Here is a 25,325-nt window from a genome sequence, read left to right as displayed (position 1 = left end):
CACTGAGTGGCGCACGCCACACCGGCGTCAGTCGTGCGGGAAGGAGTGGTGTTCGTGTGCCACCAGCCAGCGCCCGTGCTCCTTGCGCAGACCGAACGTCAGCCGCAGCCGCAGGCTGGGGCATTGGGCCAGTTCCTCGGGGGTGCCGCAGCGCAGCAGGGCGTGTGCGTAGGCGGTGTCGGCACCGGCGGTGACGTCCAGGGTGTCGATCTCGAAGCTCGCGCCCTGGGCCTGCCAGTCGAAGAACGGGGGCCAGGCCGCACCGTAGGCGGCCAGTCCGTGGATGCCTTCGTGGGGCGGCGGTACGTCGTACATGACGATGTCCTGGGCGTGGTCCGCGAGGACGCCGTCGAGGTCACCGTGGTGGACGGCTTCGGCCCAGTGGGTGATCAGTGCGCGGATCCGTGTTTCGTCGTCGGACACGGTGCTGCTCCCTTCTCCCTCCCTCTGTCGGACGGCTTGGGCGCAGGGTGACACACTCTGCTGTGTGCCGCTCACCTTCGACGACCTCGTCCTGCGCGCCCGTGCCCTCTCGCGGGGCGGCCGGCGCGCGGTCCTCGGCATCGCCGGCAGCCCCGGCGCCGGCAAGTCGACGCTCGCCGAGCGTCTGGTGCGGGAGCTGAACGGGCCCGGCGTGCCGTGGGTCGCGCACGTCCCCATGGACGGCTTCCACCTCGCCGACATCGAACTGGAGCGGCTGGGCCGCCGGGACCGCAAGGGCGCACCCGACACGTTCGACGCGGCCGGGTACGCGGCCCTGCTGCGGCGCCTGCGCGAGGAGCCGGGCGATGACGTCGTGTACGCGCCCGGCTTCGAACGTGTCCTGGAGCAGCCGGTCGCGGGGGCGATCCCGGTCCCGGCGACGGCCCGGCTCATCGTGACGGAGGGCAACTACCTGCTCCTGGACACCGGCGCCTGGGCCCGCGTCCGCCGCGAACTCGACGAGGTGTGGTTCTGCGAACTGCCCGAGGCGGAGCGGATCCGGCGACTGGTCGCCCGGCACGAGCGGTTCGGCAAGAGCCATGAGGAGGCGGTGGTGTGGGTGCGCCGCTCGGACGAGCCCAACGCCGAGCTGGTCGCGGCGACCCGGGGGCGGGCCGATCTGGTGGTGCCGGAATCGGCGGTGCGGCCGGTGGAGGTGTGAACCACTCGCACGATCACGCGCGCCGCCCGGGCGGCGCGTCCCTCAGGGCGGTGCCCCGTCCTCCCCTCGCTGGTCACGCCTTCCGAAACCGTGGAGCAGCGCTACCGCCAGAGCGCTGACCAGGAGCAGCACGGTCATGTACAGGACCACCGGCCAGGGCCTCCCGCCGGTCGCCTCCAGCAGCGCGGCCGCGACGAGCGGCGCGGTGCCGCCCGCCAGCGCGGCCGCGAGTTCCCGGCTGAGGGCGACCCCGCTGAACCGGGTCCAGGTCGGGAACAGGTCCGCCAGGGGCCGTGAACACCGCCGCGCTTCCTCTCGCCTCGGCCGGCGAGGGCCATCCGCGCGGCCTGGCGAACTCCTCCGGCCGCCCCCGTTGCCGCCTCCGCCTCCGCCCCTGCCGAGGCCGTGTCCGCGCCGGATTCGGCCGCAGGGCTCGTCCCGGTCGTCCGCGTCCGGGCCGTCTCCGAGGCCCTCGCCCTCGTCGACCGGCTGGTCACCGCGGGGGCGGCCGGTCGACGGCGTGGCCGCACGTGCATCGTGCGTCCGGCCCTCGGGCCCGGCGCCGGTGCGCGCTGGCGCGGGACCGGTAGAGCCTGCGAGGTGAGCCCGGGCCGCCTCACACGGACAGCGTCAGCTCCGGCTCCGCGTGCGCGTCGCCCGCCGGGTCGCCGATCACTGCCCGGAAGGCCTCCGCGCGGACGGTCAAAGCCGTTCCGCTCCGCTCGAACGCGGGCGTGAACGCGCCGTCGTCCGGGCCGTAGCGCACGGCGAAGACATGCAGGTCCTCGGGGGCGCCGGGGGCGGGTCCGGCTTCCAGGGCGGACGAGGCGACCAGGTGGCTCCAGCCCTGGTCCGGGTTGCCGTAGCCACGGGGGTCGGCGGCCAGGGCGAAGGCGGCCTGCTCCTGAGTGGTGTCCGCGCGGGCGTCGAAGTGGTGCGGGTCGTCGGGGGCCGGGTGGGTCAGGCGCAGTTCGCCTGCCGATGTGACGCGCGGTTCGGCGGTCCTGCGGACCCGGTCGCCGTCGTCCGTGGCGTACGGCAGGCCGGCGAGCAGGTACGGCGTGCCCGGGAGCCGCTCCACGGCGACCGTCACCCAGAGGCTCGTGCCGTCGGTGACGTACAGGGACTGCACATGGCGCAGCACGTGGTCGCGGCCGACGACCGGCTTGGTGACCAGTTTGGCCTTCAGCCCGTCGGTGGTGACGTCCCGGACGCGGACCTCGCCCATCGGGCGGCACAGCAGGAAGCCGTCGGTCACCGGGCCGAAGCCGTGCTGGCGGCCCACGGCGGCCGGAAGGTAGTACGTTCCGGCCGCCTCGACCAGCGACGGGGTCATACGGTCGTCGAAGGCCACGGACACCGAGCCCGCGCGCAACTGGTGACGGGCCGGGGCCGTGGACGGGGTGCGGTGCCAGCGGGTGGTGTCCTGGATCTGCCAGACCAGCATCCAGGCGAAGTGGCCGTCGACACCGCCGTCCGCCTTGACCGCGTGCCGGGCCCAGCGGCTGTCGCCGCGGTAGCGGCCCAGGTCGGAGCCGATGCGGGCGCCGAAGTAACGCAGGCCCAGCACCGACTCGAAGGCGGAGTGCTGCTCGCTGTAGCGCGGCCCGCCGTTGTCGAAGCCGCCGCTCGTCAGGCGGGCGTCGATGTAGCGGGCGAGCGCGTCTCCGTCCTCGGCGAAGATCTCCTCGCCGCTGACCCGGTGGGCCTGGGCGAGGAAGGACAGGGAGATCGGGCCGTAGTTGTTGTCGTAGGCGCCGCCGTGCTCGGGGGGCAGGAGCGCGCCGCGGTCCCGGACCCGGTGGGCGCGGATCTCGTCGACGTACAGGCCCATGGCGCGGGAGCGGACCCGCTCCCCCTCGTCCGGCGGCAGGTGGCGGGCCAGCATGAGACCGCCCACGACACAGCCGATGGCCTGGTTGCCGGCCTCCTGCGGGTTGAAGAAGGTCGCCTCGGTCAGCCAGCGCCAGTATCCGTGCGCGACCTCGGTGAGTTCGGCGCGCTGTTCGTCGTCGATCAGCCCGTCGGCGGTGTCCAGCACGTTGACGGCCTGGAGCAGCGTCCACACCGTGCTCGGCCAGTCGCCGATGGGGTGGGCGCCGGCCGCCAGGGTGTACCGGGCGTACGGCAGGCCCGAGTCACGCACCCGGAGGTTGGGGTAGCCGGGGTTGTCCTCGGTGTACACCCGCTCGTCCAGGTGGAAGGCGAGGCTGCGGCGGACCGCCTCCGGCAGGCGCGGGTCCTTGTTCCGCTGCCAGGCCAGCGCCAGCAGGGAGGTGACGCCGAGGGAGGTGTCACCGATGTCGTCGACGCAGTCGGGGTGTTCGAGGCTGCCCTCCGGCGTCATGCGGGCCAGGGCCTGCTCGGTGACGTCGGCGAGGACGGCGTCGTACGCCTCCGGGGTGTCGGGGAGGTCGTGCAACGGGCCGCGCTGGTGAGGGAGGTGCACGGGTGGATCAGCCCTTCAAGCCTGAGGTGGCCATGCCATGGGTTGCCGGGATCACACGAGGGGAGGCGGGCCCGGTCAGTCCTTGAGTCCGGCGTTGATGTCGGCGTTCATGACGTAACGCTGGAACACCAGGAACACGACGATCAGAGGGACCATGGAGATGACCGATCCGCCGAGCACCACCGACCAGTTGATGTTCTGCGCCCCGACGAGGCTCTGGATGCCGATCTGCACGGTGAACTTGCTGGGGTCGTTGAGCATCAGGAGCGGCCAGATGTAGTCGTTCCACCGCCACTGGAACGACAGAATGGCGAGGGTCAGCATGATGGGCCGGGAGATCGGCAGCATGATCCGCAGGAAGATCGACAGTTCGCGGGCGCCGTCGATGCGGGCGGCCTCGATGAGTTCGTCGGGGACCGTCAGGAAGAACTGGCGGAACATGAAGCACCCGGTCGCGGTGAGCACCGCCGGGAGGATGATGCCGCCGAGCGTGTTGTAGAGGCCGAGGTCGCGGACCACCAGGAACTGCGGGGCGAGCATGACCTCGGACGGCAGCATCGTGGTGGCCAGGATGCAGATGAAGAAGACCTTGAGCCACTTGTTGTCGTACTTGGCCAGCGCGTACCCGGTGCAGCAGCTCACTCCCACCGTGAGGATCGTCGCGATCACGCACACGATGGTCGTGTTGATGAAGTACTGGGAGAAGTTGGCTCCCTCCCACGCCGCCTTGTAGCCCGACAGGCTGGGGTCGTCCGGAAACAACGTCAGCGAGGAGAACAGGTCTCCCGCCGGTTTGAAGGAACTGAGGACGAACCACAGGACCGGAAACCCGTAGAGGGCCGCCAGGACCCACAGCAGTGTCGTCGCGGGCACCGCGCGCCGGAGCCCGCCGGTCGCCGCGCCGCGCACCCGCTTGTTGGGAACCGCCCGTCCGGGCCCGGCGTCGACCTTGCGTGGCATGTCTGTGGTAGTCATCGGTTCTCCACCCGCCGGTTGACGATCAGCTGGATGATCGCGACGGCCATCAGGATGAGCATGAGCACGAACGACGCGGCGCTCGCGTAGCCGATCTGGCCCGATTTGAAGCCGGTCTGGTAGATGTACTGGACAAGCAGGTTGTTCGACGTTCCGGGTCCGCCGTTGTTGAGGGAGGCGAACAGCGGGTATTCCTTCATCGCGTGGATCGTGTTGAGCAGGATGACGATGAAGGACGTGGGCGCGATGCTCGGCAGCGTGATGCTGACGAACTGGCGCCACGGACCGGCGCCGTCGAGCGATGCGGCCTCGTAGTACGACGCCGGCACGTTCTTGATCGCCGCGATGAACAGCAGCATCGAGAAGCCCGTCCAGGCCCAGGATGCCGCCACCACCACCACGATCAGCGACAGGTCCGCGTTCGACTGCCACGGGACGGCACTTCCGCCGAGCTTCTCGATGATGTGGTTGACCAGTCCGAAGTTCTCACCGAACAGCCACCGCCACAGGACACCCACGACGATGGGCGACAGCAGCCACGGGATGAAGAAGAAGACCCGGGCGACCGACGCGCCCTTGGCGTGCTTGCTCACCAGCACGTTGGCGATGAGCAGCGAGAACACGAAGTTCAGCGGGACGAAGAGCACGGTGTACAGCAGCGTCCGGGTCAGCGCGTCGAAGAAGGTGGAGTCCCCGACCAGATTGCTGTAGTTGTCCAGTCCGACGAACTGGAACACCCCCACGCCCGTGTAGTTGGTGAAGGAGTAGACGAGCCCGATCACCGCCGGCCAGACGAAGAACAGCGCGAAGAGCACGACGTTGGCCGCGATGAGGACGAGCGGCGCAAGGGTGTACTTACTGCGTCTCCTGGGCGGGCTCGCGGACACGTCCGGGGCGAGTTGGGTCATCTTCCTGACTCCGTGCTGGGGGAATGGGTTCCTGTGCGCTCAGGCCATGAGCCCGGCATCGCGTGGGTCCCGAGGCCGGGCGGCGGTGTCTCGACCCCGCCGCCCGGCCCGCCGGCCTACGATCAGCCGCCGACCTGCTGGTTGTAGCCGGCCACGATGTTCTCCAGGGCCTTGTCGGCCGACTGCTGGCCGTTGATCGCCTTGCCGAGCTCCGTCGGGGTCGGGTCCTCGGTGATGCTCTTGCCCTTCAGCGCCCACTGCGTCTGCGCGCGGTTGAAGTAGCCGGAGATCGGGTCGTAGAGCGGGATCGACTCGTTGTACAGCTTGAACGCCGCCTGCGCCGCCTCGGACTTGAAGGGGTACTTCGGGTTCAGACCGGTCTCGACGGGCAGGAACCCGGAGGCCTCGCACAGCGCCTGGTAGTGGGCCGGCTCGTACAGCCAGGACAGGAACTTCTCCGCGGCGGCGGCCGCGTCGGCGTTGTTGTTGAAGCCCACCGTCATGCCGCCGCTGTTGACGTCACTGGCCTGCACCGGCTCGGCGGGAGTCGGGACGCTCGCCCACTCGAACTTCGTGATGCTCTCCGCGTAGGCGGCGACCTGCCACACGCCGGACCAGTAGGCGACGACGTCACCGCTCTGGAACATGGCCGACGGGTCGGCCTCGCTGGTCCACACCGACTTCGGCATGGTCTTGTCGTCGTTCCATCCGACGAAGGTGTTCACGGCCTTCTTGGTCGCCGCGTCCACCGAGAACTTGCCGGAGTCGTCGGCGTGGACGTACTTCCCGCCCATCTCGTACACCATGGCGCGGAGCCGGGACGGCGACGGGTCGAACGTCAGGGAGTACTTGGCGTCGGTCTTCTCCCGGACCTCGTCCGCCGCCTTGATGAACTCGGTCCAGGTCCAGGTCTTCTCGGGCGAGGTCGGGTAGGAGACGCCGGCCTTCTCGAAGAGCGACTTGTTGATGAACATGCCGGACGCGGTGATGTCCGAGGGGATGGACAGCACCTTCCCGGACGAGTCCTTGGCGACGAAGTTGGGGTTGATCTTGTTGCTCTTCTTGTTGGCGATGGGGCTGAGGTCGATCAGCTTGTTCGCCCAGATCGGGTCCAGCTTCGGCACGGTCGCCACGTCGGGCAGGGAGTTCGCCTGCGCGGCGTTGCGCAGCTTCGCGTCGTAGCCGTCGTAGGGGATGTTGACGAGCTTGACGGCGACGCCGGTTTCCTTCTTGTACTGCGCCACCATCTTCTTCCAGCCCGCGTCCTGCCCCGGAACCGTGGAGATCCAGAACGTCAGCGACTTGGAGGTCCCGCCCGAGCCGGATTCCGACCCGCCGCAGGCGGAGAGCAGGAGGGCACCTGCCGTGGCCACGGCAGCGAGGGGAACAACGCGGCGTATGCCGCCGCGGCCGAGTCGGCTGGAGCGCCGCACACCCACACTGGTCATCTTCAGTCCCTTTTCGTCGTAGCGGAAGAAGCACGGCGCCAGCCGAGGCGGCACGGGTGCATTTTGCAGGAGATTCCGCTTTCCGGGGCACGGCCTCGCCCGGCCGCGTCGCCTTGACGGGTGGGGTCCCCGGCCATGCCGGCCGACGTCGCACAAGCACGCCCTCGTGCGGCTGCCGTACTTCGCGTACGGGCGGGAGGCTCACCCGGAGTCGGCGTCCCGGCCGACTTAGAAAGCGCTTGTCCGGACATTGGCAGACCGGCTACGCAGACGTCAATGCCTCGCCCGCACGGCTCCGGTCACGGTTTGGATTCCATGGGCGACCGCGAGCCTGCTGGCGCCCGCCACCGTGCCGGTGTCGCCCACCACGCTGCTGACGACCTCGGTGGGCCAGCTCAGCCGGGCCAGCTCGGCCCGCACACCGGGCAGGAGCTGCGGATCCGCGCCGGTTCCCCCGCCCAGCACGATCAGTCCGGGGTCCAGTACGGCGGCCACGGCGGCGGCCAGTCTGCCGACGTCCGCGGCGTGCGAGTCGATCACGGCCCGGGCCGTGGCATGCCCCTGCCCGGAGAGGGCGAGGAGCCGCTCCGCGGTCCGCGGGCGCGGCCCGTCGCCGTCCCGCCAGGCCTCGGCCGCCCGGCGGAGCAGGGTACGCGACCCCATGCGCCGCTCCAGACCCTCGTGGCGCGGGGCGTGTTCGTCGTCCCAGGGATAGGGCAGCCGGGCCACCTCACCGGCGGCGCCGTTGGCTCCGCGCAGCACCCGGCCGCCGATGACGACGGCCAGACCGATGCCGACGCCGATGCGCAGGTAGCCGAATGTCTCACGGCCGACGGCGGCGCCCTCGTGCAGTTCGGCGAGGGCGGCGCAGTTGACGTTGTTCTCCAGGTGGACGGGGACGCCCTCGGGCAGCGCGACGGCCATGGCGTCGTAGACGGGGCCGGCCTTGGCGGTCGCCGGGCGTTCTCCGGTGCCCTCCCCGTCGCGCGTGGTGACGTCACCGACGGCCACGACGACGGCCCGCAACGGAGCGCCGGCGGGCAGCGCGTCGAGGACCTCGCGGACGGTGCCGGCCGCCTCCCGGCGGGTGCCGGCGCCCTCGGCGAGCAGGGTGCCGTCCAGGGCGCAGCCGCGCACCCGGGTCACGCTGGGCCCCAGATCGACCGCGAGCACGGCGCCGGCGGCCGGGCCGAGGCGGTAGACGGCGGCGCTGCGGCCGGTGCCTCCGGAGGCCCGCCCGGAGTGGGCGGCGAGCTCGACGGCCTCGAGCTCGGCCACGGCCATGGAGACGGTCGGCTTGGAAAGGCCCGCACCGGCCGCCAGCTGGGGGCGGGTGGCCGTGCCCGTCCCGGCCAGTACGTCGAACACCACACGGGCACTCTCACTCAGGTGCATGGTCTCCCCAGGTCGTGCTGCGGCCGTGCAGAGGGCCGCAAGAGTCGCGCGGCATCGGGAATTCCGTGCCTCTTGACGCGCACCCTACTTCGTTAGTTAACTTCCTAACGAACTTCACGGTACTCGCCTGCCGTGGCACGCAGAAGCCCGTCCCGGGGCTTCCCTACCTCTTCAACTGCCGTGGTCCGACGGTCGGTTCGCCTGCCGTTCGTCGTGACCGCGCGATGACGAAAGAGGACCCGTGCAGGACTCCACGCCTTACGCGGTCGGTATCGACGTGGGCGGCACCAAGACGCATCTGCGTGCCCTCGCGGGCGGCGGGCGCGTCGTCGACCGCGTCCGCGCCAGTACGGGCTGGCGGCCGCACGATCCCGGGGCCGCCGCCGACTGGCTGACCGCTCTGGTCCACGACGCCCTGCCGACCGGGACCCGCCCGTCCGCCGTCGCCGTGGGCGGTCACGCCTGTGAGACACCGCGCCAGTGCGAGGGGATCCGGGCCGCGCTTCAGGAGCGGCTGGGGGCTCCGGCGCTGGTCGTGGGCGATGCCGCACTGCTCGTTCCCGCCGCTGGTCTGGAGAAGGGCGTCGGTCTGGTCGCCGGCACCGGTTCGGTCGCGGTGGGGCGGCTGCCCGACGGCGGTCCGGTCCAGGTCGGCGGCTGGGGCGCCGCACTCGGCGACGAGGGCGGTGCCGCCGGACTCGTCCGTGAGGCCGCGCGGGCCGTCTGGGCGGCACACGATCGCGGCGAGGAGCCCGACGCGCTGGCCACCGGGCTGGTGGCCGCCTTCGGTGTGGCCGAGGTGCCCGCGCTCGGTGCGGCACTGGAGGCCGCCACGGACGTCTCCGCCGAGTGGGGCCGGCACTCCCCGGTGGTCTTCGCCGCCGCCGAGGCGGGGTCGCCACTCGCCCGGGCCGTGATCGCCGACGGGGGCCGGGCGCTCGCCGCACTCGTCGTCCGGCTGGCCGGACGCGGCGTCTCGGTGGACGACGTGGTGGTGGCGGGCGGCACGGTCCTCGCACAGCCCGCGCTGTACCAGGCGTTCACCTCCGCGCTCGCCGAGTCGCTGCCCGGAGCCCGGCCGCGGCCACTGCGCGTGCCGCCGGTCGAAGGCGCGCTGGCGCTGGCCCGTTCACTTCTGTGAGCCGGGCGACCGCCGTTCACGTCCGGGACACCGGCCCGTGGCCGAACCCTCCCCGAAGGGTCACAACACGGCCGTAGATCTTCGCTCGAACGCACCACGTGCCACAGAAGTTCCCAAGAGCACCCTGATTCGCACGCGCACCATCTCCCCTGCCGTACGTACGGCCGGAGCATTCGTCACAGAACTCAAGAGAGGCCCACCCCCCTATGCCGTCATCAGCCGGGCACCCCACCACCGCACCCGTCGACAGGCGGGGCTTCCTCAAGACCTCCCTCGGGGCGTCGGCGGGGCTGCTCGCCGCGCCCACCTTCGCCACGTGGCTCACCGCCGCCGACGCGAAGGCCGCCACGGCGCCCGCCGCGTTCGTCGACGACTACAAGTCCAACGTCCCGACGAACCAGACCCCCGAGACCAACGCCGTCGTCCGGGTTCTGGGTGGCTTCGCCCAGGTGTGGAAGACCGGCGGTGCCTGGAACACGGGCGTGCCGCTCATGCCGGAGGTGCTGCGCGCCAACATCCGCTACTGCGAGCAGATCACGGCGGAGCGCACCGAGGCGGAGGCGAAGGAAGCCTTCGTCATCGACCGCCAGCACCAGAGCTACGCGATGATCGACGGCCTCGGTCCGCTCGCCGCGCTCTACAAGAAGGGCGCCAAGGCGGTCACGTCCGTCACCAGCGCCCCGGACGGCACACCGCCGGGCAAGATCAGCGACGCCGTGCCCGCCGACGCCCCGGCCGGGTCCGCGCTGGGCGCGGGTTCGTACGACTCCGAACTCGCCCAGGTGGCCCGGCTGGTGGACACCGTGCGCGGCAACTGGGCCTCCAGCAACCCGGCCAAGTTCGCCTTCCAGTACCCGCGCCCGTGGCGGCTGAACGAGGAGAGCGAGGTCGTCGACACCGGAAGGACGGACGAGTTCGGTTTCCCGGTGTACGAGTCGAAGGTCGTCGTCGCCCCGCAGCTGCTGCGCCAGCGCGGCGACAAGCCGGCCGACGACGGCGGCTTCCCCAGTGGCCACACCAACGCCCTGCACCTGGCGTCGCTCGCTTACGCGTACGCGGTTCCCGAGCGTTTCCAGGAGCTGGTGGCGCGCGCCCTGGAGCTCGCCCACACCCGGATCGTGGCCGGCATGCACTCCCCCGTCGACGTGGTCGGCGGCCGGATCATGGCCACCGCGCTGGCCGCCGCCACCCTGGCGGACCCGGCGAACGCCGGGCTCAAGGCGGCTGCGCGCGCCCAGGCCCTGGCCTACTTCACCGAGCGGACCGGCACCACGGCCGACACCCTGTACGCGTACGCGCACTCCGCGGGCACCGACACCGACCCCTACGCCGACCGGGACGCCAACGCCCGTGCGGCGCGGCCCCGGCTGACGTACATCCTGCCCCGGCGGGGCCGCGACCGGCCGCTCACCGTGCCCAAGGGGGCGGAGGTGCTGCTGGAGACGCGGCTGCCGTACCTGAGCGCGGCCCAGCGGCGGGAGGTGCTGCGCACCACCGCGCTGCCTTCCGGGTACGTCCTGCTGGACGGGTTCGAGCAGTGGGGCCGGCTGAACCTGTTCGCGGCGGCGGACGGCTACGGCGCGTTCGACACCGACGTCACGGTGACGCTGGACGCGGCGGCCGGCGGGTTCCACGCGGCCGACAACTGGCGCAACGACATCGAGGGCCACGGCGGACTGACCAAGCGCGGCACCGGCACGCTCACCCTCACCGGCCACAACCGCTACCACGGCGGAACGGTCGTAGCGGACGGCACGCTGGTCGCCGCGTCGCCGGACGCCCTGGGACAGGGCGATGTCCGGGTCACGGGCGGCACCCTGCGCGCGGACAAGGTCCTGCGGGTGCGCGGCTCCTACGCGCAGGAGAGCGAGTCGACGCTGGAGCTGGGGCTGCGCAAGAACCACGGCCCGGCCCTCACGGTGAGCCGACGGGTCCTGCTGGAGCGGGGCAGCGTGCTGTCGCTGCGGCTCGACGCCGAGCGGCCGCCGGTCGCCGGCACGACCGTCCCCGTCATCTCGGCCCCGGCACTGCGCGGCCGGTTCGACCGGATCGAGCTGGACTCCGAGACGCTGCGGGCCCTACCCGTGTACACCGCTGACGGTCTGTCGGTGCGACTCGTGCGGCGGTAACGCCCCGCGCGGCGGGGGCTGATACGGAGTGGTTCCATGAGGGGCCTCCGGTTCGCCCCCGCCCTCCCGCGGCCGGCGCCGCTCCGCCCCCGTCACCGGCCGGGGTCGCGCGGCGTTCCGGCAGACGGTGGCCGATGCCGCTCCTCGTGGTCCCGCCGCTCGTGCGGACGGCCTTCGCCCGGTGTCGGACCCGAGCTGCCGCGCAAGCGACGGGGCGGCCGGCCGAGTCGATCGGCGGCAGCCGCCCCGTTGACGACATCGGGCATTCGATCGCGGTCTGTCGCCGTTGAGTTCCGGTTTCAATGGGCCGCGTGGAAGAACCCGTCCACGCTCACGTGCTCCATGACACGACTGGCCACGCGGTAGCGGCCGTTGGGAACGTCGGGGCACCTCGCGACGTGCACCGCGAGCGGGCCGGCGAACTCGTAGCCCCTGCGTTCCGCGTGCCGGGACAGGCTGTCGGTGATGGCCTGGCCCACGTCGGTGCCGTGGCGCGTCAGGTGCTCGTGCACCTCGTCGGCCAGTTCCACGTCGTAGGCGTTGGGCACCATGACCCGGCCGGCCCGGCACACCACGGCGTTGTCGTCGCACTCGCGTCGCAATGCGTCGACGACCTCGACCGGCTCCTTGTCGAGGACTCGGGCCCAGAGGGCCTCCCATCGGTTTTCCAGGGTCTCTTCCAGCGCACTCAGGGCGCCCATCGATCTCACCTGCCGGAAGCGTCGTCGGTTCGGTCGGGCTGGCGTGGGGGTGTGCTACTGCTCGTCGTAGTCGCCGGGCCTGACCTCCGCCTCCTCCAGGGCCTCGCGCATCGTGCGGCCGGTCGCGCCCGACGGCCGGGACCGGTTCTCTTCCGGCTGCTCCAGGACCTCGTCCGTGGTCTGGGTCTTCGGCCGGTTCTCCTCGGGGACGGTCATGAGGTTGGCTCCTCCTAGTCGAGTGTTCGGGATCTTCTGCCGCGGCGGGTTCCCGCCCGGCGCACGGGTATCCCCCTGCGGGGGATCTCATGTGCTGTGCACAGAAGCCCTGGTCACCACAGTGCGTGAGCTATGTTGAACGTCCGTGGGAGACGAAGGAGGCGCACCGGTGCCATCGCCGCAGCAGGCACGCGCACAGGCATCCGCGATCACCTCGGGGAAGGCCGCCCCGGAAGCGGAGGTCTCCCCGTCCGCCCAGCTGCGTACGCTCTTCGACCGGCCCCGCCTGTCTCCGGGCCAGCGGCGCATCGCCCAGTACCTGATCGAGAACATCACCGAGGCGGCCTTCCTGTCGATCACGGATCTGGCCGACCGGGTCGGCGTGAGCCAGCCCTCGGTGACACGGTTCGCCTCGGCGGTCGGCTTCAGCGGTTACCCGGCGCTGCGGGAGAAGCTCCAGTCGATCGCACTCGGAACGCTCGCGAGCGGCCCGGCCGAGGAGAACCAGGGCAACGAACTGCAGGCGGCGGTCGACGCCGAGATCGAGAACCTGGAGAACCTGCGGCGGGACTTCGCCGACCCGGACCGGGTCATCGACATCGGCCGCAGACTGTCGTCGTCGGCGCCGCTCACGGTCCTGGGGCTGCGGATCTCCGTGTCGCTGGCCGAGTACTTCGCCTACGCCGCCCGCCGTATCCATCCGGACGTGCGTCTCGTGACGCGGGGCGGCAGTGTCGCCTACGACGCGCTGCTCCAGTCGCGTGAGGCGGGCGGCACCTGGGTGCTGGCGTTCTCGATGCCCCGGCACGCCCAGGAGACCCTGACGGCCGTCCGGGTCGCGCGCGGCGCCGGGCTCAAGGTCGCCCTGATCACCGACCTGGCGCTCGGGCCCCTCGCGGACGAGGCCGACGCCGTCTTCGCCACCGGGACCGGATCCCGCCTGGTCTTCGACTCCTACGCCGCGCCGGGCGTGGTGTGCTCGGCATTGCTCCAGGCCATGACGGACGCGGACCCGGAGCGCACGCAGGCCCGGCTGGAGGAGTACGAACACGTCGCCGACCAGCACCATTTCTTCCTGAGGGACTGAGCGGGCCGCGTGACAACCGCAGACCGGGGCCTTCCACAACAAAGCGCGCATGAATGTTTTCATGCCGCTTGAAAACCGGATGGCATATATAAATACTGCTCACGGATCGCGACCCGGCCCTTCCGGATCCGTTCCGCACCCCGTGGAGGCCGGGTCCTACCCGCTCCGGCGTCCCGGGTGTCCGTGGCGGCCCCGGTCATCCCCTAGGCCGGGGCCGCCCCGACCCGTCGTCCACCCTCACGACGCCGCACACCCCGGAAGCGATGATCATGCCCCTGACGTCCACGCGCATCAGCCCGGACTGGCCCTGCCAGGTCAAGCCCCCCGGGAGCTACGACTGGGAGCGCTCCGCGGCCAAGTGGCTGCGCGAGCTGGTGCCCGCGCGCTACGCCGGTTACCCCGTGTTCATCCGCCACCCCGTCCTGCTCGCCCGGCACGCGCAGATCCAGGTCCAGCAGGAGATCCGGGTGGCCCGCACCGCGCTGCAGACCGCCCGCGCGGACCTGCCCGGGCTCGGCCTCCACGAGGGGGTCATCGAGCACACGATCAAGCTGTACGCGGCCGAGGTCATGCAGTTGCAGCACATCGCGCGCAGCGTCCGGGCCGTCACCCAGGCCCTGGTCGAGGCGAACCGGCCGTAACGGGCCGGTCAGGGCATGAGCCGCGCCGCGCGTGGCACCCGTGAGTGAATGAGCACCACCGAAGTCCGACGTCGTGAGCCGGTGACCACGGTCCTGACCTGGCAGGTGCGCCCCGGCCGGGAGCAGCAGTTCGAGGAGTGGACACGCGGCATCAGCCGCTGCGCCCGGCAGTTCCCCGGCAACGAGGGCGTCTCCTGGCTGACCCCCGAGGACGGCAACCGCTACCACGCGGTGCTGCGCTGGTCCGACCAGCACCGGCTGGCCGCGTGGCTGGAATCCGAGGAGCGTGCGCACTGGCACCGGCGGATCGAGGACATCGCCACCGAGGTCAGCAGCGAACGCCAGTCGACGACCGGGATGGAAACGTGGTTCAGCCTGCCCGGCACCGCGGTCCAGGCCCCGCCCCGCTGGAAGATGGTCCTCACGACGTTCCTCGGTGCCTACCCCTTCGTCCTGCTCATCCAGTGGCTCGTGACCCCGCACACCACCGGCTGGCCGCTGCCGCTGCGGGCCGCCGTGTTCCCGCTGGTCCTGCTGCCGGTGCTGACGTATCTGGTGATGCCGCGGCTCAGCCGGCTGTTGCGGCTGTGGCTGTATTCACGCGACGTCCCCTGACCGGTTTCCGTGGGACGGAAGTGACCGGCGAGCCTCATGTGATGCGGGAGTGATCCGTGCGCACCAGGCGCTCTTCGAATCGGCCCAGGTGTGCAATGCTCGACGCGTGACGAGCGAGCCCGTGACACCGGCGCAGCCCGGTGCCGCACCGGACCTGGTCGAACTGGCCAAGATCGTCGCCCGGCAACGCGCCGAGATGGACCGGATGCGCGACCAGGCGGCCACGTCGGCTGTCGTGGAGCGGGCCAAGGGCGCGGTGATGGCGCTGACCGGGTGTTCGGCGGACGCGGCGGGAGAGCATCTGCGGGAGCGGGCCAAGACGGCGCGGCACACCCTGCTGGAGGAGTGCTGGATCACGCTCGGCACACTGGCCCCCACGGCGCCCGGCCCGGATCAGGCGGCCGAGGCCACCGACGCCTGCCCACCGGGTTCCCGGTCCGGCGCCCTGGCGGATGCTTCGGCGCCGGACGACGTCGCCGCCGCCCTGGCCCGTCTCGGGCAGGCCCTCGTCCGGGTGACGACGCCGCACGACCTCGCCCGGTGTCTGCTGGGGCATCTCGCCCAGGACATGGCTGCGGACGCCGTCATGATCTACGCCCGCCGGCCCGACGGCGGGCTGGAACTGACCGGGCACGCCGGCATCGACGACAAGCTGGCCGCGCAGTGGAGTCAGGTGCCGCCGCTGAGCGGAATCGCCGCGCTCGACGCGTTGCGGGCGGGCGAGCCGCGCTGGCTGGAGGACTTCGCCGCGGACGAGCAGCGTTACCTGCTGATCGGGGATCCGCCCGAGCGGTGGCGGTCGCGTGCCTGGCTGCCCGTGCTCGTCGGGGACTCGGCCGAGGTCTGCATCGGCGTGCTGCGCGGCCGTGCCGGAGCGTTCACACCGCGTGACCGCGCGCATCTGCGGGGCGTCACCGGGCTGTGCGCCGGCCGGCTGCGCGCCTTCGACACCCCGGCCGAGCGGTCCACCGACGCCGCCACGAACGCGGTGCAGGCGTTGTTCGAGGCGCTGCCGGTCGCGGCGATGCTGCTCACCCCGTTGCGGGCCGCGTCGGGCGAGACCGAGGACTTCCTGGTGGAGGCCGCGACCGCCCAGGTGGGTGAGCTGCTGGGCCGGACCGGAGAGGAACCGGCCGGGCGGCGTCTGCTGGAGTTCCGGCCGGCCCTCGCGGGCGAGCCGCTGTGGCGGGGCCTCCTGGACGTGCTGGCCACCGGGGAGCCGTACGAGGGCGAGCCGTTCGCGCACGAGGAGGTCGTGGACGGCGTCGCCGAGCTGTTCACGTACGCGGCCCGGGTGGCGCCGCTGGGCGACACCCTCGTCGTCTCCTGGATCCGGCACGGTTCCTCCGACCGGCAGGAGCAGCGGCTGGCGGACATCCAGCGGCTGGGCAACCTGGGCTGGGCGAACTGGAACCTGGTCACGCGGGAGGCCTCCTGGTCGACCCAGGTGTTCACCATCGTCGGCCGGGATTCCGCGCGGGGTGCGGTGCCGCTCGACGAGGTGCCGCACCTCGCGCTCCCCGAGGACACTCCGGCGCTGACCCGCGCCGTCACCGAACTCGTCCAGCGGGGGCGGCCGTTCGATGTTCCGTTCCGGATCAGGACGACCGGGGGGATCCGGCATCTGCGGCTCGTGGCCGAGGCGGTGTCCGACCGGCACGGCGCACCCGTCGAGGTGCACGGCTTCATCCAGGACATGACCGCGCGGCGGCGGGCGGAGCTGGCCCTGGTCGAGAGCGAGCGGGCGATCCTCACCCAGCACGACGTCCTGCGGGCCGAGCGGACCCTGGCCTCCCGGTTGCAGCACGCACTGCTCCCGATGGCCAACCGGCCGGTGCACCTGGCCGGCCTGCGTGTGGAGGTCGCCTATCTGCCCGCCCAGTCGGGTGTCCACGTCGGAGGCGACTGGTTCAGTGCCATCGAACTGCCCGACGGGGACGCGCTGCTGGTGGTCGGCGACGTCGCGGGGCACGGTGTCGACGCCGTCGCCACGATGGCACAGCTCCGGTTCACCGCGAAGGGCATGGTCATCACGGGATCGTCGCTGACCGGTGCGCTCGCCCGGCTGAACACCCTGCTCCTGCACTCACGCGACGCGCAGTCGACCGCCACCATGGTGCTGGCCCGCTACAGCCCCCGGCAGCGCCGCCTGGTGTGGGCGCAGGCGGGGCACCTTCCGCTCCTGCTGCTGCGGGACGGGGAGGTGCGGTACCTGCGCCGCCCCCGCGGCATGCTGCTCGGGGCGACCAGCACGCCGGTCTACGAGCAGGCGGAGTGCCGGCTCGGCCCGGGCGACCGGCTCATCCTGTTCACCGACGGCCTGGTGGAGCACCCTCCGGAGAGCATCGACCGGGGTCTGGAGCGTCTCGCCGAGGCGGTGGCGGCCCCGCCCACCGACGGGCCGGGGTCACTGGGCTCGTTGCTCGCCAAGATGCTGCCGGAGGTGCGGCGGGACGACGTGTGCGTGGTGGACGTCCGGGTTCCCGGGGTTCGGGAGCGGTAGGGGCAGCCCCACGTCACCGTTCACGAGTCACCGCGGGGAGGGGGGAGCCGTTCACGGGCGGGGCTTTCGGTTCGCGGCGGCCGGGGCCGGGGGAACCTCAGTCGACCGGGTGACCGGGGTCGATGGCGAGAGCGTCGGAGAGGCGCAGCAGCGGCCCGTCGTAGGCCTCCCTTCCGCCCCACTCGACCGGGTCGAGCACAAAGCCGATGTGGTCGCCGCCGCCGACACGGGTCACGATCCGGCCGACGAACCAGGCCGGCGAGTCCTCCAGGACGAGGGCCCCGCCGTAGGCCTCCCGCAGCCGCAGCCCCCGGAACTTGTCCGTCTCGTCGCCGGTCCGTCCGCCGAACAGCTCGGCGAGACCCTGCTGTTGACGGGCGAGCAGGTGCACGGCGAGCACCTCGGCGCCGCGGGCCACCCTGAAGGTGTGGTTGACCTCGGACAGCCACACCACGAACCGCACGGGCCGCAGCGAGCACTGCGAGGCGAACCCGACCAGGCAGCCGGCCCGTTCGCCGCCCGCGACAGCCGTGACCACGCACATGTCGGGATTCAGCCGGTCGATGAACGTGTCCATGCCCACCATGCTCGCACCCGCTCGCACGCCTTTCGCGGCCGACGCGCCTGGGCCTCGCCTCACCGTGCCGGGGACGGGAGTGCTCCGTCCGGGTCGCTACCGCTTCAGCCGTTGCCGGCAGCCGTGCGGGACTCCAGTGCGGCGCGCGTGTCGTTGCCGTAGACGCCGGTCTCGTCGCCCCGGATGCCGTACCAGAGCTGGAACCGGGCGACCGCCGCGGTCAGCGTGGGGTCGTAGCTGCCGCTGGTGGAGCCGTCCCGGTAGACGTCCGGAATGCGCAGAAGGCGTTCCTGGAGCTCGGTCACCTCGGGGCCACTGGCTCCCTCGCGGAGGGTGCCGGGGCCGTCGGGGTCGGCGGCGGGCGGGGTGGGTGTCACCGCCTGGGCAGGGGCGGACGTCGTGGGGCGGGGAGCCGGGGCCGAGGTGGATGTCGTGGGGCGAGGAGCAGGGGCCGAGGTGGACGTCGTGGGGCTGGGGGCGGGGATCGCTTTGTCGCCGGTGCTCTTGCCGGGGAGGAGGAGGGCGCCGCCGAAGCCGAGCACCGCGGCCGCGACCACTGCCAGCGCGACGGCCGCCCAGCGCAGTCCGGCCCCGGGGCCACGGCGGTCACGGGTCTCGCGCGTGAGCGGCGGGATCTCCTGCGTCAGTTCCTCGGAGCCGGTCGGCGGCCTGCCCGGTGTGACGGACTCGTAGCCGCCGGGCGCGGGGCCGTCCGGTGCGGAGCCGTCCGGTGCGGAGCCGGTCTGCTCCCGGAACTCCCGCATGAGTTCTGCGAGTGCGTCGGTGCGGCGGGGGCGCAGGACCCGGATGGGTTCGAGGGCCGGGTCTTCCTGCGGCTGCCGGGGCTCGGACGGTGTCGACACGCTGCTCTCCTTCCGTCCGGGCTCGGGCGCCCGTCTTCGGCGATCGTCTTGCCGCTACATACGCGGCTGCCGCGCTGGAGGTTCAGGGGGAACTCGGTACCTCCCGAGGAGTGCACTCAGTGCCATGAGTCGCTCTCCGGGTGCTACGTTCCAGCCCATGAGCTCCGAGAAAGCCGAGACCGGGAATGGAAAGCCGCCGATGCGGGACGCCCTGGTGGCGGCGGCCTTCCAGCTGTTCCTCGAGCGGGGTTACGAGCAGACCACCGTCGACGACATCGTGGCGCTCGCCGGGGTCGGTCGGCGCTCGTTCTTCCGCTACTTCCCGTCCAAGGAGGACGTGGTCTTCCCCGACCACGAACGGTGCCTGGCCGACATGACGGCCTTCCTGGCGGCGGGAACCGGCGACGAGGAGCCGGTACGGCGGGTCTGCGACGCGGCGCGGCTCGTGCTGCGGATGTACGCCGAGAACCCGACGTTCTCCGTGCAGCGCTATCGCCTGACCAGGAAGGTGCCCGGGCTGCGCGCCTACGAGCTGTCCGTGGTGTGGCGCTACGAGCGGGCCCTCGCCGACTACCTGCGCCGCCGTTTCGCGACCCGCCGGGACGGGACCCTGCAGGCCGACGTGATCGCGGCGGCGGTGGTCGCGGCGCACAACAACGCGCTGCGCTCCTGGCTGCGTGCGGACGGGCAGGGCGAGGCGAGCGCCACGATGGACCACGCGCTGGCGTACGTGCAGGCCGCGTTCGGCGGCACGCCGGTGCCCCCGGCACACGAGCGGCCCGAGGACGTGGTGGTGGTCGTCTCGCGGCGCGGAGCGCCCCTGTGGCGGGTCGTGCAGGAGATCGAGTCGGTGCTGGGGCGGTCCTGATCGGCCCGCACATCGAGGGTACGCAGTGCCTTTACGAGTGGCACTGAGTGCCATACTCTGTGCTGCGTGCGCGGTGGCACGGCGAACCGGGCACGCGTGTGCGCGGGTGACCGCGTACGCGGATTCCGGCCGAGGGCAGGGAGTTGACCAGCGTGTACCACCACTCAGGAAGCGTCACTCAGCAGGCAGCCGGCTCCGCCACGGGTCTGCTCGACCCAAAGGGCGCGGACACGGACGCCATCCTCTTCCAGCGCTGCACCTGGTGCGGCACCGCCATGTACCACCGGCTGCTGTGTCCGGTCTGCCGGGGCAGCGAGCTGCGCACGGAGCGCAGCGAGGGCACGGGCACGGTGCGCCACTCGACGGTGGTGCACAGGAACACGCCGGCGGCGCGCAACGTGTCCCTGATCGAGATGTCCGAGGGGTTCGTCGTGCGCGGCCGGGTGATGGGACCGCCGATCGGCATCCACAGCGGGGACCGGGTGCGGCTGTCCACCGCCAAGGACCCGGTGCGGGGCGAGCCGGTCTTCCAGCTGCTGGACGAGCCGTACCGCGCCTGGAGCTGACGTCCTCTCAGGTGGTCCGCCGGCCCGCCATCGGTTCGCCGGTGCGCACCGGCGGCGTCGGCCGGCAGCTGGTTGCGGTGGGTCGGGCTGGGGAGCGCCCTCTCCCTCGGACATCTCGCTCAGGGAGCGAGAAGGATCCGCAGGCCCACCGTGCCGTCCGGGCCCCGGCGCAGCCGGCTGCCCAGCAGCGTGAGCCGGCCCATGAGGCCGTACTTGCGCGCGATCAGCCGCCGGTAGCGGGCGGTGGTGTCGGGGTCGCAGATCTCCGCCGTCGCGGGCACCTGCTCGCCGGTGGGGTTGCCGCGCAGGTCGCACGGGCCGACCAGGACGTCGGCGCGGTTGCGGATCCGCTTCACCTTCCAGGAGTCGGCGGCCGTCCAGACGCCGAGCGCGTCCCCGTCGCGCACCACCCAGACCGGGGTGGCGACCGGCGTCCCGTTCCTGCGGTAGCTGGTGATCAGCAGGTACTTGCCCGCACCCAGTTCGTCCAGCGCCCTGTCGTCCATGGCGGGCAGTCTACGAGCGGGCCGTGTGCGGCGCGCCCTCCGGTTCAGCCGAGCGCCGCCGCCATCCGCCGCACCGCCTCCGTGATCACCTCGGGCGAGGCCGCCAGGTTGAGGCGGGCGTGGCCCGCACCGCCGGTGCCGAAGGGGATCCCCGAGTTGAGGGCGACGCGTCCGCGGTGCAGGAAGGCGTCCGCCGGGTCGTCGCCGAGTCCCAGCGCGCGGCAGTCGAGCCAGGCGAGGTAGGTGGCGTCGCCCGGGCGGTAGCGGACCGCGGGCAGGTGCTCGGCCAGCAGGTCCGCGAGCAGGTGCCGGTTGACGTCCAGGCCGGACAGCAGGGCGTCCAGCCATGGGCCGCCGTCGCGCAGGGCGGCGGTGTGGGCGAGGATGCCGACGTGGCTCGGGCCGTGCCCGACCTCCTCGGGCATCCGGGCCAGGTCCGCGGCGGCCCCGGGCCCGGCGATCGCCAGGGCGGCCTTGAGCCCGGCCAGGTTCCACGCCTTCGAGGCCGACATCAGCGACAGACCCCGCTCGGCGCCCGGCACGCTCAGGTACGGCACGAAGTCCGCGCCGATCGCGAGCGGCGCGTGGATCTCGTCGACGACGACCCGCACGCCGTACCGCTCGGCGAGCTCGGCGACGGCTGACAGCTCCTCGGCCGTGTGGACGGTGCCGGTCGGGTTGTGCGGACTGCACAGGAGATAGGCGGCCCGCTTCCCGCCCGCGACGGCCTGCCGGAAGGTCTCCTCCAGCACCCCCTGATCGATGCGCCCGCCCTCCCCCAGCGGAGCCTCCACCACCCGCCGGTCCATGTGTGCGACGAAGTGGTAGAACGGCGGGTACACCGGCGAGTTCACCACCACCGCGTCCCCGTACCCGGTGACCAGCTTGAGCATCTCGACGACGCCCAGCATGACGTCGGGCACGATCGCGGTGTGCTCCACGGCGAGCCCGTCCCAGTTCCACCGCTTCTCGGCGAAGGCGGCCAGCGCCTCCGCGTAGGCCGTGCCGACCGGGTAGCCGGTGTCCCCGAGTTCGAGCGCGTCGGTGACGGCGCGTATGACGGGCTCAGCGAGCGGTACGTCCATCTCCGCCACCCACACAGGCAGCACGTCCTCGGGGTAGGTGCGCCACTTCATGCTCGTACGGCGGCGGAGACGGTCGAGCGTGAGGGCTTGCAGAGGGTTCGGTTCACCGGACGTCTCGTGCGGGATCCTGGTCATGAGCACACGATAGGGGGCCGTGCAGTGAGCGGGAATCGTGAGGACGGGGAGCGGGGCGCGGCGGGCCCGTGCCTGGAGATCGCGTGCGACGAGTCGGGGTCGGACGGCGAGAACCTCACCGGCGGGAACACCGACGTGTTCGCGCACGCCGGTGTGTCGCTGCCGTTGGCGGAGGCAGCGTCTGCCGTACGGGAGATCCGCGACCGGATCCGCTCTCCGGCCGAGGAGTACAAGGCGAACCACCTGCTGCGGGAGAAGCACCGCGCGGTGCTGGAGTGGCTGCTCGCGCCGGAGGGGCCGATCCACGGGCGGGCGCGGGTGCATCTGATGGAGAAGACGTACTTCGTGGTCGACCGGGCAGTGAGCCTGCTGCTGGGTGACCCGGCCGAGGCCGCCGCCCTGTTCCGGGCGGGCCACCGGACGTTCGGGGAGGACGGCTGGCGGGTGTTCCTGGAAGCGGCCAACCACCTGCTGCGGGTCCGTCACGACGGGGATCCCGTGGAGGCCTTCTACGGCACGGTCGACGCGCTGTGTGGCGCACATCCGGGCACGGACGCGGCCCGGATCCTGGAGCGGCTGGCCGCGACCCGGTTCCGTGCGGAGGCCTACCGGACGGGTTTCCTGGACGGGCCTCCTCTGATCCCCGTACTCAACCCGCTGCTCCCGGCGATCGTGCGGACGGCCGCGCTCTGGGGCGGCGACGGGCGCCCGGTCCGTCTGGTGCACGACCGGCAGAACATGCTCACCCCGGACCGCATCGCATGGATCCTGGAGGCGGCCCGGCAGGCAGGGGTGGGACTGGCCGGGGTCCGGCTGGTCGTCGCGCGTGACGACGCGCGGGTGCAGGTGGCGGATTTCCTCGCCGGAATCGCCCGCAAGATCGCCTCCGACGAGCTGAACGGGCGCGGGGACCCGGCGCTCACCGCCCTGCTGCGGCCCTACGTCGATCCCGCCTCGGTGTGGGGGGATGTGCGCAGCCGTACCCTGCTCACCGTCCAGGTGTCCGGCCGGTGCTGAAGAGATCACGCGCACGCTGAACACGGCACGCCTCCGCCCCGTATGGGAAGACGGGCGCTCAACTCAAGGAGGGCCCTGCGGTGTTCGCACTGTGATGTTCGGGTTCGGGAGCCATGCATGAGGCACGCACGACGACGGGTCGTCCGGCGAGTGACACGGCTGGCGGCCGTCGGCGGACTCCTCCTCGGAGGAGCGATGGTCACCACCGCCGTGGCGAGCGAGCCCCCGGACCCATCGATCGGCGTCCCGTACTCCGCCCGGCCCGCCACCAGCATGGGTGCCGACCTCGTGTCCCGGCTGGGCAGTTCCCGCACCGCGGGCAGTTGGGTCGACTCCGCCGGCCGGCCGGTCGTCGCGGTCACGGACGACGAGGCCGCCGCCGAGGTCAAGCGCGCCGGTGCCCGGCCGAAGATGGTGCGCCACAGCATGAGCGACCTCAAGTCCGCCACGGCCACACTGCGTTCGGCACCCAGGGTGTCCGGCACGTCCTGGTCCCTGGACTACAAGAACAACCAGGTCGTCGTCCGCGGGGACAGCACCGTGTCCGCCGCCGACTGGTCCCGGATGACCGAAGCGGCGAAGGACATAGGCGGCTTTGTGCGCATGGAGCGTACCGAGGGCACGTTCACGACGCGCCTCAACGGCGCGCAGCCGATCCTGTCGACCGCCGGGCGCTGTTCGGCCGGCTTCAACGTGACCGACGGGAAGACCGACTACATCCTCACGGCCGGGCACTGCGGGCCCGACGGTTCGGTCTGGTTCGCCGACGACCGGGGCCGGCAGCAGGTCGGTACGTCCCTCAGGGGAAGCTTCCCGGGCGACGACTACTCCCTCGTGAAGTACGACAGCGGCCGTGCGGGCAAGGGCGCGGAAGTGGTGTCGATCGGTGACCGCGAGGGCGTGCGGATCACGGGCGTGGCCGATCCGGAGGTCGGGCAGAAGATCTTCCGCAGCGGCAGCACCACCGGTCTGCGCGAGGGTGAGGTGACCGCGCTGAACGCGACGGTCAACTACCCCGAGGGCACGGTCACCGGCCTCATCGAGACGAACGTGTGCGCCGAACCCGGTGACAGCGGCGGCCCGATGTTCGCCGACGGCATCGCGCTCGGTGTGACGTCGGGTGGCAGTGGCGACTGCTCGGCGGGCGGTACGACGTTCTTCCAGCCGGTGACGAAGGCGCTGACCGAGCTGAACGTCAAGCTGATCGTGTCGAAGCAGGCCGGTGGCACCGCACCCGCGCCGGCGGCCTCCCAGGAAGCGTCACCCGGCTCGTCGGCACCGGTGACGGGCGAGGACGTGTCGAGCCTCCTGACCCGCCTCACCGACCCACGCAACGTCGGCCCCGGCCTGCTGGTCATCGCCGGCAGCCTCCTGGCCCTGGTGGCGACCCGGTGGATCCGCTCGGAGCAGGACCGCAAGGCCTATCGGCAGTATTACTCGGCCACTTGGGGATGAGGGCCCGCCCGGGACCGGCGCCCTCAACCGAGCGTGAGCAGGACCGTCGCGACCCCTGCCCCCAGCAGCCCCAGCGCCTGACGTCCGCTGACCCGCTCGTGCAGGAGCGCGAGGCCGAGGATGACGGGAAGGGCCGGGTAGAGCGAGGCGATGACGACGGCCACGGCGAGCAACTGCCGCTGCGCGGCGAGCAGGTACAGCACGAGTCCGAGGGCAGCCCCGGCCCCGATGAGGAGCGCCTGCACGCAACGGCCCGGCGGCAGCCGCAGCCGGCGGGCGTGGCGTACGGCGTCCGGCAGGAGGACGAGGACGGCGGCGGCGCGCCCCGCGGCGACCGGCCAGAGCCCGCTCCCGGGCCCGGCCTGGCCGAGGGCGAGGTACTGCACGGCCACGCCCGCGCTGGCCAGCAGTCCGTCCGCCGTCTCCCTGCCCGCACCCGTCCTGCCCCCGGAGACGAACCACAGCGCGGGCACCGTGACGGCGATGCCCAGCCAGGCGACGGCCCCCGGACGGTCACCGAGGACGAGCACGCCGCACAGCACCGACAGGGCGACGCCCGTGACGGCGCTCACGGGCACCACGACACTCATCGCGCCACGGCTCAGGCCACGGTTGAGGAACCGCATGGCGACGCCGCTGCCGACGCCGGACAGCGCCCCCCACAGCAGGTCGGTGAAGCGGACGGCGCCTGTGGGCATCAGGAGCGCGGCGGCGCAGGCGAGCAGCAGCCCGCCCAGCTGGCCGAGGAAGGTGACCGCGGTGTGGTGGAGGCGGCGGGACAAGAGACCGCCCGCGAAGTCGACGATGCCGTAGACGACGGCCGAGGAAAGTGCGAGAAGGGCACCCATTGGATCAAGGGTGCCCCGGGACGAGGGTCCGATGCCTCAGCGGACCTGCGCGA

Annotated in this window: 24 protein-coding genes; 11 read left to right on the top strand and 13 right to left on the bottom strand. The window is 72.1% G+C overall.

The window, feature by feature from the left end:
* Positions 1-27 precede the first annotated feature (27 nt).
* A complete protein-coding gene (locus IE97_RS0124830; protein WP_030244668.1) occupies positions 28-423 on the bottom strand; it encodes a YybH family protein in 396 nt (131 codons plus the stop codon).
* Positions 424-487: 64 nt separating this feature from the next.
* On the opposite strand from IE97_RS0124830, the gene IE97_RS0124825 reads away from it, so the two are divergent.
* Positions 488-1,144, top strand: coding sequence for a nucleoside/nucleotide kinase family protein (locus tag IE97_RS0124825; protein WP_030244665.1), 657 nt, complete (start codon positions 488-490; stop codon positions 1,142-1,144).
* Between the two features lie 616 nt (positions 1,145-1,760).
* On the opposite strand, the gene IE97_RS0124815 is transcribed toward IE97_RS0124825, so the two are convergent.
* The 5 genes from IE97_RS0124815 to IE97_RS0124795 form a co-directional block, all read right to left on the bottom strand.
* Positions 1,761-3,593, bottom strand: a complete 1,833-nt coding sequence (locus IE97_RS0124815) for a hypothetical protein (RefSeq protein WP_030244662.1) — start codon at positions 3,591-3,593, stop codon at positions 1,761-1,763.
* A gap of 75 nt (positions 3,594-3,668) precedes the next feature.
* Positions 3,669-4,568 (bottom strand): carbohydrate ABC transporter permease, encoded by a 900-nt coding sequence (locus tag IE97_RS0124810; protein ID WP_030244654.1) that lies wholly within the window; start codon positions 4,566-4,568, stop codon positions 3,669-3,671.
* Entirely contained in the window at positions 4,565-5,476 is a 912-nt protein-coding gene (locus IE97_RS0124805; RefSeq protein WP_030244652.1) for a carbohydrate ABC transporter permease, read from the bottom strand. Before IE97_RS0124805 ends, IE97_RS0124810 begins: the two co-directional genes overlap by 4 nt.
* Before the next feature lie 122 nt (positions 5,477-5,598).
* Positions 5,599-6,924, bottom strand: a complete 1,326-nt coding sequence (locus tag IE97_RS0124800) for an extracellular solute-binding protein (protein ID WP_030244650.1) — start codon at positions 6,922-6,924, stop codon at positions 5,599-5,601.
* 273 nt (positions 6,925-7,197) lie between these two features.
* On the bottom strand, positions 7,198-8,319 hold the full coding sequence (locus IE97_RS0124795; protein WP_030244647.1) for an ROK family protein: 1,122 nt from the start codon (positions 8,317-8,319) through the stop codon (positions 7,198-7,200).
* Positions 8,320-8,560: 241 nt separating this feature from the next.
* Here IE97_RS0124795 and IE97_RS0124790 point away from each other — a divergent pair, with 241 nt between their 5' ends.
* Complete coding sequence (locus tag IE97_RS0124790; RefSeq protein WP_030244644.1) at positions 8,561-9,460, top strand: N-acetylglucosamine kinase; 900 nt, start codon at positions 8,561-8,563, stop codon at positions 9,458-9,460.
* Between the two features lie 206 nt (positions 9,461-9,666).
* A complete protein-coding gene (locus IE97_RS0124785; protein ID WP_030244642.1) occupies positions 9,667-11,589 on the top strand; it encodes a phosphatase PAP2 family protein in 1,923 nt (640 codons plus the stop codon).
* 299 nt (positions 11,590-11,888) lie between these two features.
* Here the strand turns inward: IE97_RS0124785 and IE97_RS0124780 are convergent, their stop codons facing one another.
* Complete coding sequence (locus tag IE97_RS0124780; protein ID WP_030244640.1) at positions 11,889-12,290, bottom strand: DUF3662 domain-containing protein; 402 nt, start codon at positions 12,288-12,290, stop codon at positions 11,889-11,891.
* Between the two features lie 54 nt (positions 12,291-12,344).
* Entirely contained in the window at positions 12,345-12,506 is a 162-nt protein-coding gene (locus tag IE97_RS42595; protein WP_199807048.1) for a hypothetical protein, read from the bottom strand.
* 169 nt (positions 12,507-12,675) lie between these two features.
* Between IE97_RS42595 and IE97_RS0124770 the strand changes: the two genes are divergently transcribed.
* From IE97_RS0124770 to IE97_RS0124755, 4 genes are all read left to right on the top strand, one after another.
* Positions 12,676-13,593: a MurR/RpiR family transcriptional regulator gene (locus IE97_RS0124770; RefSeq protein ID WP_030244638.1), complete on the top strand. Its 918-nt coding sequence runs from the start codon at positions 12,676-12,678 to the stop codon at positions 13,591-13,593.
* A 263-nt stretch (positions 13,594-13,856) separates the two neighbouring features.
* The gene (locus IE97_RS0124765; RefSeq protein WP_030244635.1) at positions 13,857-14,234 is read left to right on the top strand and encodes a hypothetical protein; all 378 of its coding nucleotides are present in this window, start codon (positions 13,857-13,859) and stop codon (positions 14,232-14,234) included.
* Between the two features lie 48 nt (positions 14,235-14,282).
* Positions 14,283-14,849: an antibiotic biosynthesis monooxygenase gene (locus IE97_RS0124760; protein ID WP_030244633.1), complete on the top strand. Its 567-nt coding sequence runs from the start codon at positions 14,283-14,285 to the stop codon at positions 14,847-14,849.
* Positions 14,850-14,955: 106 nt separating this feature from the next.
* Positions 14,956-17,352, top strand: coding sequence for a SpoIIE family protein phosphatase (locus tag IE97_RS0124755; RefSeq protein WP_051705094.1), 2,397 nt, complete (start codon positions 14,956-14,958; stop codon positions 17,350-17,352).
* A gap of 97 nt (positions 17,353-17,449) precedes the next feature.
* On the opposite strand, the gene IE97_RS0124750 is transcribed toward IE97_RS0124755, so the two are convergent.
* Together IE97_RS0124750 and IE97_RS0124745 are read right to left on the bottom strand one after the other, a co-directional pair.
* Complete coding sequence (locus tag IE97_RS0124750) at positions 17,450-17,938, bottom strand: flavin reductase family protein (protein WP_030244627.1); 489 nt, start codon at positions 17,936-17,938, stop codon at positions 17,450-17,452.
* A gap of 95 nt (positions 17,939-18,033) precedes the next feature.
* Positions 18,034-18,792, bottom strand: a complete 759-nt coding sequence (locus tag IE97_RS0124745) for a peptidoglycan-binding domain-containing protein (RefSeq protein ID WP_030244625.1) — start codon at positions 18,790-18,792, stop codon at positions 18,034-18,036.
* Between the two features lie 157 nt (positions 18,793-18,949).
* On the opposite strand from IE97_RS0124745, the gene IE97_RS0124740 reads away from it, so the two are divergent.
* Together IE97_RS0124740 and IE97_RS0124735 are read left to right on the top strand one after the other, a co-directional pair.
* Positions 18,950-19,660, top strand: a complete 711-nt coding sequence (locus IE97_RS0124740; RefSeq protein ID WP_063752213.1) for a TetR/AcrR family transcriptional regulator — start codon at positions 18,950-18,952, stop codon at positions 19,658-19,660.
* Between the two features lie 152 nt (positions 19,661-19,812).
* A complete protein-coding gene (locus IE97_RS0124735; protein ID WP_030244620.1) occupies positions 19,813-20,226 on the top strand; it encodes a Zn-ribbon domain-containing OB-fold protein in 414 nt (137 codons plus the stop codon).
* Positions 20,227-20,345: 119 nt separating this feature from the next.
* On the opposite strand, the gene IE97_RS0124730 is transcribed toward IE97_RS0124735, so the two are convergent.
* Together IE97_RS0124730 and IE97_RS0124725 are read right to left on the bottom strand one after the other, a co-directional pair.
* Entirely contained in the window at positions 20,346-20,732 is a 387-nt protein-coding gene (locus IE97_RS0124730) for a PPOX class F420-dependent oxidoreductase (RefSeq protein ID WP_030244617.1), read from the bottom strand.
* Between the two features lie 44 nt (positions 20,733-20,776).
* Positions 20,777-21,952: a MalY/PatB family protein gene (locus IE97_RS0124725; protein WP_030244614.1), complete on the bottom strand. Its 1,176-nt coding sequence runs from the start codon at positions 21,950-21,952 to the stop codon at positions 20,777-20,779.
* A gap of 24 nt (positions 21,953-21,976) precedes the next feature.
* Between IE97_RS0124725 and IE97_RS0124720 the strand changes: the two genes are divergently transcribed.
* Positions 21,977-22,969 carry a hypothetical protein gene (locus IE97_RS0124720; protein ID WP_030244610.1) on the top strand — a complete coding sequence of 331 codons (993 nt, stop codon included), beginning with the start codon at positions 21,977-21,979 and terminating at the stop codon, positions 22,967-22,969.
* Between the two features lie 117 nt (positions 22,970-23,086).
* On the top strand, positions 23,087-24,424 hold the full coding sequence (locus IE97_RS0124715; RefSeq protein WP_030244608.1) for a S1 family peptidase: 1,338 nt from the start codon (positions 23,087-23,089) through the stop codon (positions 24,422-24,424).
* 23 nt (positions 24,425-24,447) lie between these two features.
* On the opposite strand, the gene IE97_RS0124710 is transcribed toward IE97_RS0124715, so the two are convergent.
* The gene (locus IE97_RS0124710) at positions 24,448-25,272 is read right to left on the bottom strand and encodes an EamA family transporter (RefSeq protein WP_030244605.1); all 825 of its coding nucleotides are present in this window, start codon (positions 25,270-25,272) and stop codon (positions 24,448-24,450) included.
* Between the last annotated feature and the right edge of the window lie 53 nt (positions 25,273-25,325).

Source organism: Streptomyces sp. NRRL S-455 (genome assembly GCF_000717875.1).
Classification (GTDB): domain Bacteria; phylum Actinomycetota; class Actinomycetes; order Streptomycetales; family Streptomycetaceae; genus Streptomyces.
Note: the sequence above shows the minus strand (reverse complement) of the source record. Positions and strands in the feature narration are given on the sequence as shown.

Excerpts from the sequence above, each read along its gene's own strand:
- IE97_RS0124810 (WP_030244654.1), bottom strand. The coding sequence starts at position 4,568 with ATGACTACCACAGACATGCCACGCAAGGTCGACGCCGGGCCCGGACGG.
- IE97_RS0124805 (WP_030244652.1), bottom strand. The coding sequence starts at position 5,476 with ATGACCCAACTCGCCCCGGACGTGTCCGCGAGCCCGCCCAGGAGACGC.
- IE97_RS0124800 (WP_030244650.1), bottom strand. The coding sequence starts at position 6,924 with ATGACCAGTGTGGGTGTGCGGCGCTCCAGCCGACTCGGCCGCGGCGGC.
- IE97_RS0124795 (WP_030244647.1), bottom strand. The coding sequence starts at position 8,319 with ATGCACCTGAGTGAGAGTGCCCGTGTGGTGTTCGACGTACTGGCCGGG.
- IE97_RS0124785 (WP_030244642.1), top strand. The coding sequence starts at position 9,667 with ATGCCGTCATCAGCCGGGCACCCCACCACCGCACCCGTCGACAGGCGG.
- IE97_RS0124780 (WP_030244640.1), bottom strand. The coding sequence starts at position 12,290 with ATGGGCGCCCTGAGTGCGCTGGAAGAGACCCTGGAAAACCGATGGGAG.
- IE97_RS42595 (WP_199807048.1), bottom strand. The coding sequence starts at position 12,506 with ATGACCGTCCCCGAGGAGAACCGGCCGAAGACCCAGACCACGGACGAG.
- IE97_RS0124765 (WP_030244635.1), top strand. The coding sequence starts at position 13,857 with ATGATCATGCCCCTGACGTCCACGCGCATCAGCCCGGACTGGCCCTGC.
- IE97_RS0124760 (WP_030244633.1), top strand. The coding sequence starts at position 14,283 with ATGAGCACCACCGAAGTCCGACGTCGTGAGCCGGTGACCACGGTCCTG.
- IE97_RS0124750 (WP_030244627.1), bottom strand. The coding sequence starts at position 17,938 with ATGGTGGGCATGGACACGTTCATCGACCGGCTGAATCCCGACATGTGC.
- IE97_RS0124740 (WP_063752213.1), top strand. The coding sequence starts at position 18,950 with ATGAGCTCCGAGAAAGCCGAGACCGGGAATGGAAAGCCGCCGATGCGG.
- IE97_RS0124730 (WP_030244617.1), bottom strand. The coding sequence starts at position 20,732 with ATGGACGACAGGGCGCTGGACGAACTGGGTGCGGGCAAGTACCTGCTG.
- IE97_RS0124725 (WP_030244614.1), bottom strand. The coding sequence starts at position 21,952 with ATGACCAGGATCCCGCACGAGACGTCCGGTGAACCGAACCCTCTGCAA.
- IE97_RS0124715 (WP_030244608.1), top strand. The coding sequence starts at position 23,087 with ATGAGGCACGCACGACGACGGGTCGTCCGGCGAGTGACACGGCTGGCG.
- IE97_RS0124710 (WP_030244605.1), bottom strand. The coding sequence starts at position 25,272 with ATGGGTGCCCTTCTCGCACTTTCCTCGGCCGTCGTCTACGGCATCGTC.